The organism is Pseudomonas sp. SDO5522_S412 (assembly GCF_054071215.1).
Genome location: NZ_JBSVWQ010000246.1, coordinates 1 through 8,289, shown reverse-complemented (window position 1 = coordinate 8,289; position 8,289 = coordinate 1). Strand labels below are relative to the sequence as shown.

The window sequence follows — 8,289 nt, the reverse complement described above, 5'->3', positions numbered from 1 at the left end:
AGTCGCTAAATATGCTGACTGATCCACCGCCTTCGCGAGCAAGCCCGCTCCCACATTTTGATCTCAGCCAGTCTTGAGCGTTCTGTGGGGCACCGAACAAGCCTCATCCAAAAACTGCACCACCGTCCCCATGCACGCCTGTCGCTCTTCAACATGCGGCATGTGGCTGGAGTCTTCGAACAGCGCCCAGCGCACATCGGCAATCTCATCCAGGAACGGCTTGACCACCAGCGGCGTGGCCTCGTCATGGCGACCGGAAATCACCAGGGTCGGCACATTGACCTTCGACAGCCGGCCGATCACGTTCCAGTCTTTCAAGCTGCCAATTACATGGAATTCCGTCGGGCCGCTCATGGCGTGATACACCGTCGGGTCCGAATCCACCTGGGCGAATGTGCGGGCGACTTCTTCCGGCCACGGATTGACCCGGCACACGTGCTGGTCATAGAAAATCCGCGAGGCGGCCAGGTACTCAGGGTCCTGGTAGGTGCCGGCCTGTTCATGCTTGAGCAAGGTCTCGTGCACGCCTTCAGGCAGTAGCTTGCGCAGGCGGTTGGCCTCGGCAACCCAGGTGCACATGCAGGTCGGCGAGTTGGCCGGAATAAATGCACGCAGGCCCTTGGGTTGCAGGATGGCGTGTTCGCTGCCGAGCATGCCGCCCCAGGATTGACCCAGGATCGCGTAGTTGTTGCTGATCTGCAGATGGTCCAGCAGGTTGTCCAGTTCTTCGAGGAACAAGCCGACGGTCCAGAATGAAGGGTCTTTGTCAGGCAGGTGGGTGGAGCGGCCGTTGCCCAGTTGGTCGTAGTGAATGACCGCGTGGCCACTGGCGGCTACGTCCTTGTAGGCATCGACATAATCATGGGTACAACCCGGGCCACCATGGAGGATGACCAGCGGCGTGAGGCCGCTGTCCAGGTCGCCGGTTACCCGATACCAGGTCTGGTAGTCGCGAAAGGCCGCATAGCCTTCGCGGATTGTTTCGATGAATTCCATTTCGTGCCCTGCCCTGAGAAAAAGTGATCAGGTACACGATAGTCGGCACAGAAAGTTTAAGTAACTAGCAAAACAGCTAGGTTTTTCCTTCGGATCAGTCTTCCAGCAGCCGGTAATGAGTGGCCCGTACCACCGCTTGCACCCGGTTCTTGGCCCCCAGTTTGTGCATGGCCGACGCCAGGTGCAGGGTAACCACTGCCAGGGAGCGGCTCAATTGCGTGGCGATTTCGGCGGCGGTCAGGCCGTCGGCGGCCCATTTCAGGCATTCGCGCTCACGCTTGGTCAGGCGGATATGCGGGTAGGAGCGCAGTTCCTTGCTGAAAAGCGGGTAGGCCGCTTCCTGCAAGGCGTGGGTAATCAGGCTGAATTCCGACAGCGTCTGGCGGGCGTCCTGCAACACGGCGCTGGCCTTGCCGGTGCGCAGGCCGGTCAGCGAGGCGAAGCCGCCACGGGGCAAATGGATCGGCACGCTGACGCCGCAGGTCATCTGGCGGTCGTGCAAGTAGCTGGAAACCGGGGCGTGGCAGGGGTCGATGATTTTTTGCAGCGCGGTATCGGCCTTGGCCTCGTAGGACCACACAAATGGTGAAACCGTCGACAGTGCGAGGTGTTGCACCGGATCGATCTGATAAAAGCCGGAACTGCACCACAGGTTGTACCAGTCGGGCGGGGTATTGCGCAGTTGCAGCACAGAAGGGGTGATCAGTGCACCATTATGGTCAATGGGCACGGGGGTGTAGTCGTAGACCAACGCATCAAAACCCAGGTCCTGGGCCAATACGAGGGTGTTGTCCATCTGTTCATCCAGGCTCCTGCCGGGGATGAGACGGTCATTAAACGCAGTTAGCCTGGCCAGCATCCGTTCTGCTCCCGATTTCATTTGAATCTCGTCTTGCTGCAAGTAGAATGCCACGCCCCGGCGAAGGACTGCCAGACCAAACCTATAAGAATTACCAGGTTATGGACACGCGGCATCCTCGGTAGTGTTGGCCTCTAAACGGCCACTCTCCACAGGGCCGACACACAACAAGGAATGTATGCATGTGGCGTGAAATTGCCCCCGACCAGCGGTACAACGTGCAGGTCGATGGCCACAACCTCGTGGCCTATAGCTTTGGCGAAGGCGATGAAGTGTTGCTGTGCCTCAATGGCGGCCCCGGGCTGCCTTGCGACTACTTGCGCGACGCCCATGGCTGGCTCAAGGACAACGGCCTGCGAGTGGTTGCATTCGACCAGCTTGGCACGGGCGCTTCAGCCAGACCGACCGATGTTTCGCTGTGGGAAATCAGCCGTTATGTCGAAGAAGTCGAAACCGTGCGCCAGGCCCTTGGCCTTGGCCGCGTGCACTTGCTGGGGCATTCCTGGGGCGGATGGTTGGGCATCGAGTACGCCATTCACTACCCCGATGCGCTGAAAAGCCTGATCCTGGAAAACACCGTCGGCGACATTCCGCACCTGTCCCTCGAGCTGGAACGCCTGCGCGGCGCCCTGGGCAGCGAAACCGTGGCGATGATGCAACGCCATGAAGCCATGGGCACCCTCGATCACCCGCAGTACCAGGCCGCCATCACCTTGCTCAACTACCGCCACGTCTGCCGCCTGGACGAATGGCCGGCGCCGGTCCAGCGTTCCCTCGGCGACTGGAACATGGGCCCCTACGAAACCATGCAGGGTCCCAACGAATTTCTCTACATCGGCAACCTCAAGGACTGGAACCGCATCCCCGAGATGGCCGAGTTCAAGATGCCGATACTGATCACCACCGGCCAGCACGACGAACTGACCCCGGCCTGCGCCATGCGCATGAAAAGCGCGGCCCGGCACGCCGAGCTGCACGTGTTCCCCAACAGCAGCCATATGCCTTTTTACGAAGAGCCCCAGGCATACTTCCCGGTGCTGCTGGACTTCCTCGCTCGTCATCGAGGCTGACGGATGAACCTGGCGCGTTACCGTTTTGTGCTGTCCCGGCCGCTGCAATTGCTGCCGGTGCTGTTTGGCATCAGCCTGATCACCTTTGTGCTGGTGCGCTCGATTCCCGGCGACCCGGCGCGGGCCCTGCTGGGTTCGCGCAGCACCCCGGACGCGTTGCTGAAGATCCGCGCCCAGTACGGCCTCGACCAGCCGCTGTGGCTGCAATATTTCTACTTCCTGAAAAACCTGCTCAAGGGCGACCTCGGCCAGTCACTGCTGTACAAGGTCGACGCGCTGAAACTGATCGTCACCCGCATCGAGCCGACCCTGTTCCTGGTGCTCGGCAGTGTGCTGCTGGCGCTGTTGATCGCCGTGCCGCTGGCCACCGTGGCCGCGCGTAATAAAGGTGGCTGGGCGGATAACCTGATCCGGCTGTTCACTACGGTGGGCCTGGGCATGCCGGCGTTCTGGCTGGGCTTGATGCTGATCCTGTTGCTCAGCGTGCAATGGGGCCTGTTCCCGGTCTCCGGGTATGGGCGCACCTGGCTGGACAAGGCGCACCACATGGTTCTGCCGTGCCTGACCATCGCCCTGGCGCTGTCGGCGGTGCTGGTGCGCAACCTGCGGGCGAGCATGTTGATGGAGTTGCAGGCTGACCACGTTACCGCCGCCCGGGCGCGCGGGTTGTCGGAGGCGGCGGTGTTTCGTCGTCATGTGCTGCCCAATTCCCTGGTGCCGGCGGTGAACCTGCTGGCGGTGAACATTGGCTGGCTGATCAGCGGCACGGTGGTGATCGAAAGCCTGTTTGCGATTCCCGGCATCGGCCAATTGCTGGTGCGCGGCATCTTCACCCGCGACTACATGGTGGTGCAGGGCGTGGCGATGGTGCTGGCCTGTGCCACCGTGCTGGTCAACTTTGTTGCCGATGTGGTGACGGTCACGCTGGACCCGCGAGTGAAGATGCAATGAGCAGCCGCCCATTGATCGCCCCGTGGCGCCTGCGCCTGCGCTTCGGTTTTCGCAATGGCCGGCTGACGGCGGCATGGGGTCTGTTGATTCTGCTGACATGGCTGGCGCTGGCCGTGTTCGCCCCCTGGATCGCACCCTTTGACCCGATTGCGCAAAATACCGACATCAGTTTGCTGGGTCCCAGCCAGGCCCATCCATTTGGCACGGACAACTACGGGCGAGACATCCTTTCGAGGGTGATCTGGGGCGCACGCATCGACCTGCAACTGGCGGTGGTCGGGGTGATCTTTCCGTTCCTGATCGGCACCTTTGTCGGTGCGGTGTCTGGCTACATCGGCGGGCGTTTCGACAGCTTCTGCATGCGGGTGATCGACGTGATCCTCGCGTTCCCTTTCCTGGTGCTGATGCTGGCGATCATGGCCATTCTCGGCCCGGGTTTGAAAAGCTTTTACATCGCCATGGCGCTGGTGGGCTGGGTGTCCTACGCGCGGCTGATCCGCTCGCAGATCCTGGTGCTCAAGGAAAGCGACTTCGCCCTGGCCGCCAAAAGCCTGGGCTTTGGCCATGGGCGCATTCTGTTCCGGCATTTGTTGCCCAACGCGATGTTCGGTTCGATTGTGTTCTCGATGTCTGACGCAGTGCTGGTGCTGCTCAACGGCGCAGCGGTCAGCTACCTCGGCCTGGGCGTACAACCGCCGACCGCCGAGTGGGGCACCATGGTTGCCGAAGGCCAGGCGTTCATCACTACCGCCTGGTGGATTTGCACCTTCCCGGGCCTGGCCATCGTGACCCTGGCCATGGGCTTCAGCCTGCTGGCCGATGGTGTGGCGCAAGTGCTGGGGGATCGCTCATGAGCCTGTTGCAGGTGCAGGACCTGAGCGTCATCGCCAATAACACCGGGCGCGACGTAACGTTGGTGGACCGGGTGTCGTTCGACCTGGCCGAAGGTGAAATCCTCGGCCTGGTGGGCGAAAGCGGTTCGGGCAAGACCATGGCCTGTCGCGGGCTGATGCGCTTGCTGCCGTCCCCGAGCCTGCGGGTGCAGGGCGGTTCGGTGCGCCTGGCGGGCCAGGACCTTCTGCAGCTGGATGACGCCGGCATGCGCGCGGTACGCGGTGGGCAACTTGGGATGATTTTCCAGAACCCCAGTAGCCACCTCGACCCGTTGATGCGCATCGGCGAGCAGATCGCCGAAGGCATCCGACTGCACCAGGGCGCGTCGAAAAAGGAGGCGCGCTTGCAGGCTATCGAAGTGCTGCGCCAGGTCGGCATTCCCGATCCCCAGGCGCGGATCGACAATTACCCCCACGAGTTTTCCGGCGGCATGCGCCAGCGGGCAATGATCGCGGTGGCCCTTGGCTGCAATCCCAAGGTGCTGATTGCCGACGAACCGACCACCGCCCTCGACGTGACCGTGCAAGCCCAGATTCTGCGGCTGTTGCTGGACCTGCGGGACCAGCGTGGCCTGTCGATCATCATGATCACTCACGACCTGGGCGTGGTGGCGCAAACCTGCGACTCCATCGCCGTAATGTACGCCGGGCGCCTGTGCGAACACGGCAGCAAATACGAGCTGCTGGCACACCCGCAACACCCTTACACCGCCGGCCTGATCGAGTGCCAGCCCGCCACCAGCAGCGGCCACGCCCTGTTGCGCACCATCGCCGGCCAACCGCCATTGCTCGACGCATTGCCCAAGGGCTGCCGGTTCAACCCGCGCTGCCCGCAAGTCGGCACCTTGTGCACCGAGCTGCTGCCGGAAGGCGCGCGGGTGGCCTGTCACTATCCCCTGGGAGTTCGCCCATGACGTTGTTGCAGGTGAATGACCTTGAGGTGCGTTTTGCCGCCGCCGGCAGCGGCCTGTTCGGCCTGAATAAACAGTGGGTGAGGGCGGTCAACGGGGTGTCGTTGACCCTGGCCGCCGGTGAAACACTGGGTTTGGTGGGCGAGTCCGGCAGCGGCAAAAGCACATTGGGGAGGGCGATCCTGCACCTCAACCCCATCAGCGCCGGGCAGGTGGTGTTTGACGGCATCGACATGGCCCACGCCGGGCCGGTCGATATCGCCCGTTTGCGGCACGAGACGGCGATGATCTTCCAGGATCCCTACGCGGCCCTGAACCCGCGGCTGACCATCGGCGAAACCATTGCCGAAGTCCTGCGGGTGCAGCGCAAGGTGGCGCCAGAAAACATCCCACGCCGGGTCGACGAATTACTCGATCTGGTAGGCCTGCGCCCCGAGCTTGCCAGCCGCAAGCCTGGCTCCCTGAGCGGCGGCCAGTGCCAGCGCGTCGGCATTGCCCGGGCGCTGGCGGTGGAGCCGCGGCTGATCATCGCCGACGAATGCGTGGCTGCCCTGGATGTGTCGATCCAGGGCCAGATCATCAACCTGCTGCTGGAACTGCAACAGCGCATGAACCTGGCGATCCTGTTTATCGCCCACGACCTGGCCATCGTCCGCCGCCTGTGTGATCGGGTGGCGGTGATGTACCTGGGGAAAATCGTCGAGGAAGGCCCGGTGGAGGCAGTGTTCACCACGCCCCGTCACCCCTACACGGCGGCGTTGATCCAGGCGATCCCGGAGATTGATCCGTACCGCCCGCTGCCCAGCGAACCGTTGCCGGGCGAGCCGCCGAGCCCGCTGAAGCTGCCTAATGGTTGCGCCTTTCACCCGCGTTGCCGACATGCACGAGCCGTGTGTGCCGAGGTATTGCCGCCGACTCACGTTGTGCAAACGCATCGGTACAGTTGCGTGCTTGAAGAACCTTTGCTTTGAACCCTTCCTGCCGATCATGAACAACCGCCGTTATAGACAAGGAGTTATGACATGCAATCCCGTCACTTGAAGTTGCTCGCCGCCGCCACACTCACCGCCTGGTCGCTGACCGCCGGTATTGCCCACGCCGCAGGTGTGCTGACCATCGGCTGCCGCGAAGACAGCACCACGTTTGACCCGATCAAAAGCGCGCAGAACCGCGATACCTGGGTGTTCGCCAACGTCTACGACACCCTGGTGCGCGTGGACAACCTGGGCACCAAGATGGAACCGGGGCTGGCAGAAAGCTGGGACATTTCCAAGGACGGCCTGACGTACACCTTCAAGCTGCGGGCCGCGAAGTTCTCGGATGGCTCGCCGATCACCGCCGACGACGCTGCCTTCAGCCTGTTGCGCATCCGCGACAACAAGGCCTCGCTGTGGAGCGACCCGTTCAGCCTGATCAACACCGCCAAGGCAGCTGATCCGCAGACGCTGGTCGTGACCTTGAAAACCCCGGCGGTGGCCTTCCTCTCGCAACTGGCTTCGCCGACGGTGTCGATCCTGTCGGAAAAAGCCATGACCAAGATGGGCGAAGACGCCTACTCGGAAAACCCGGTGACCTCCGGCGCGTTTACCGTGGACGAGTGGCGCAAGGGCGATCGGGTGATCCTGAAGAAGAACCCGAACTTCTGGCAGGCCAGCAACGTCAGCCTGGATGGTGTGGAATGGGTCTCCGTCACCGACGACAACACCCGCATGCGCATGGTGCAGAACAACGAGCTGGACACGGCGATCTTCGTCCCGTTTTCCCGGGTTGAAGAGCTGAAAAAAGACAAGAACGTGGTGGTGCACTCCGATCCGTCCACCCGTGAAGATCACCTGTTGATCAACCACGCCCACGGCCTGCTGGCCAAGCCGGAAGTGCGCCAGGCGCTGGACATGGCCATCGATAAACAATCGCTGGTGAAAACCGCCACCTTCGGCCAGGGCACCGTGGCCTATTCCTACATCCCAAAAGGCTCGTTGTACCACTACGCCAACAACCTGCAACGCCCGTATGACCCGACCGAAGCCAAGAAGCTGCTGGCGGCTGCCGGCGCTCAGGATTTGAAGCTCAACTACGTGGTCAACGCCGGCAACGAAGCCGACGAGCAGATTGCGGTGATGATCAAGGATCAACTGGCCAAGGTCGGTGTGACGGCCAACCTGCAAAAGGTCGACCCGACCCAAAGCTGGCAGATGCTGGTGGACGGCGATTACGATATTTCGGTGATGTACTGGACCAACGACATCCTCGACCCGGACCAGAAGACCACCTTCGTGCTGGGCCACGACACCAACCAGAACTACATGACTCGCTACAAGAACGACAAGGTCAAGGACCTGGTGGCCGCGGCGCGGATCGAGGCGGACCCGGTCAAGCGTGAGCAGATGTACGTCGACCTGCAGAAAATGGCGAAACAGGATGTGAACTGGATCGACTTGTACTACAGCCCGTACATCAACATCTCACGCAAGAACGTCAGCAACTTCCTGCAAAACCCGTTGGGGCGCTTCACGCTTGAGGAAGTGGTGAAGAACTAAGTTCTAGAGATCACCGCAATACAAATGTGGGAGCGGGCTTGCTCGCGAATGCGGTGGATCAGTCGATATCTC

General features: G+C 61.8%; 8 protein-coding genes. 6 read left to right on the top strand and 2 right to left on the bottom strand.

Annotated features, from left to right (window positions below; genetic code table 11):
- Window positions 1-63: 63 nt before the first annotated feature.
- Window positions 64-996 carry a proline iminopeptidase-family hydrolase gene (locus tag ACW9I6_RS28290; protein ID WP_457340083.1) on the bottom strand — a complete coding sequence of 311 codons (933 nt, stop codon included), beginning with the start codon at window positions 994-996 and terminating at the stop codon, window positions 64-66.
- Between the two features lie 94 nt (window positions 997-1,090).
- Window positions 1,091-1,855: a LuxR family transcriptional regulator gene (locus ACW9I6_RS28285; RefSeq protein ID WP_008437673.1), complete on the bottom strand. Its 765-nt coding sequence runs from the start codon at window positions 1,853-1,855 to the stop codon at window positions 1,091-1,093.
- Between the two features lie 182 nt (window positions 1,856-2,037).
- Here ACW9I6_RS28285 and ACW9I6_RS28280 point away from each other — a divergent pair, with 182 nt between their 5' ends.
- The 6 genes from ACW9I6_RS28280 to ACW9I6_RS28255 are packed head-to-tail and all read left to right on the top strand — an operon-like array spanning window position 2,038 to window position 8,217.
- On the top strand, window positions 2,038-2,925 hold the full coding sequence (locus tag ACW9I6_RS28280) for a proline iminopeptidase-family hydrolase (protein WP_008437674.1): 888 nt from the start codon (window positions 2,038-2,040) through the stop codon (window positions 2,923-2,925).
- Window positions 2,926-2,928: 3 nt separating this feature from the next.
- Window positions 2,929-3,876, top strand: a complete 948-nt coding sequence (locus ACW9I6_RS28275; RefSeq protein WP_003218838.1) for an ABC transporter permease — start codon at window positions 2,929-2,931, stop codon at window positions 3,874-3,876.
- On the top strand, window positions 3,873-4,730 hold the full coding sequence (locus ACW9I6_RS28270; protein WP_003218837.1) for an ABC transporter permease: 858 nt from the start codon (window positions 3,873-3,875) through the stop codon (window positions 4,728-4,730). The genes ACW9I6_RS28275 and ACW9I6_RS28270 overlap by 4 nt, the downstream gene beginning before the upstream one ends.
- Window positions 4,727-5,683 (top strand): ABC transporter ATP-binding protein, encoded by a 957-nt coding sequence (locus ACW9I6_RS28265; protein WP_457340082.1) that lies wholly within the window; start codon window positions 4,727-4,729, stop codon window positions 5,681-5,683. Before ACW9I6_RS28270 ends, ACW9I6_RS28265 begins: the two co-directional genes overlap by 4 nt.
- Window positions 5,680-6,651, top strand: coding sequence for an ABC transporter ATP-binding protein (locus ACW9I6_RS28260; protein ID WP_177036274.1), 972 nt, complete (start codon window positions 5,680-5,682; stop codon window positions 6,649-6,651). Before ACW9I6_RS28265 ends, ACW9I6_RS28260 begins: the two co-directional genes overlap by 4 nt.
- Before the next feature lie 51 nt (window positions 6,652-6,702).
- Window positions 6,703-8,217 carry an ABC transporter substrate-binding protein gene (locus tag ACW9I6_RS28255; protein ID WP_008437683.1) on the top strand — a complete coding sequence of 505 codons (1,515 nt, stop codon included), beginning with the start codon at window positions 6,703-6,705 and terminating at the stop codon, window positions 8,215-8,217.
- Window positions 8,218-8,289 lie beyond the last annotated feature (72 nt).

Excerpts from the sequence above, each read along its gene's own strand:
- ACW9I6_RS28290 (WP_457340083.1), bottom strand. The coding sequence starts at position 996 with ATGGAATTCATCGAAACAATCCGCGAAGGCTATGCGGCCTTTCGCGAC.
- ACW9I6_RS28285 (WP_008437673.1), bottom strand. The coding sequence starts at position 1,855 with ATGCTGGCCAGGCTAACTGCGTTTAATGACCGTCTCATCCCCGGCAGG.
- ACW9I6_RS28280 (WP_008437674.1), top strand. The coding sequence starts at position 2,038 with ATGTGGCGTGAAATTGCCCCCGACCAGCGGTACAACGTGCAGGTCGAT.
- ACW9I6_RS28275 (WP_003218838.1), top strand. The coding sequence starts at position 2,929 with ATGAACCTGGCGCGTTACCGTTTTGTGCTGTCCCGGCCGCTGCAATTG.
- ACW9I6_RS28270 (WP_003218837.1), top strand. The coding sequence starts at position 3,873 with ATGAGCAGCCGCCCATTGATCGCCCCGTGGCGCCTGCGCCTGCGCTTC.
- ACW9I6_RS28265 (WP_457340082.1), top strand. The coding sequence starts at position 4,727 with ATGAGCCTGTTGCAGGTGCAGGACCTGAGCGTCATCGCCAATAACACC.
- ACW9I6_RS28260 (WP_177036274.1), top strand. The coding sequence starts at position 5,680 with ATGACGTTGTTGCAGGTGAATGACCTTGAGGTGCGTTTTGCCGCCGCC.
- ACW9I6_RS28255 (WP_008437683.1), top strand. The coding sequence starts at position 6,703 with ATGCAATCCCGTCACTTGAAGTTGCTCGCCGCCGCCACACTCACCGCC.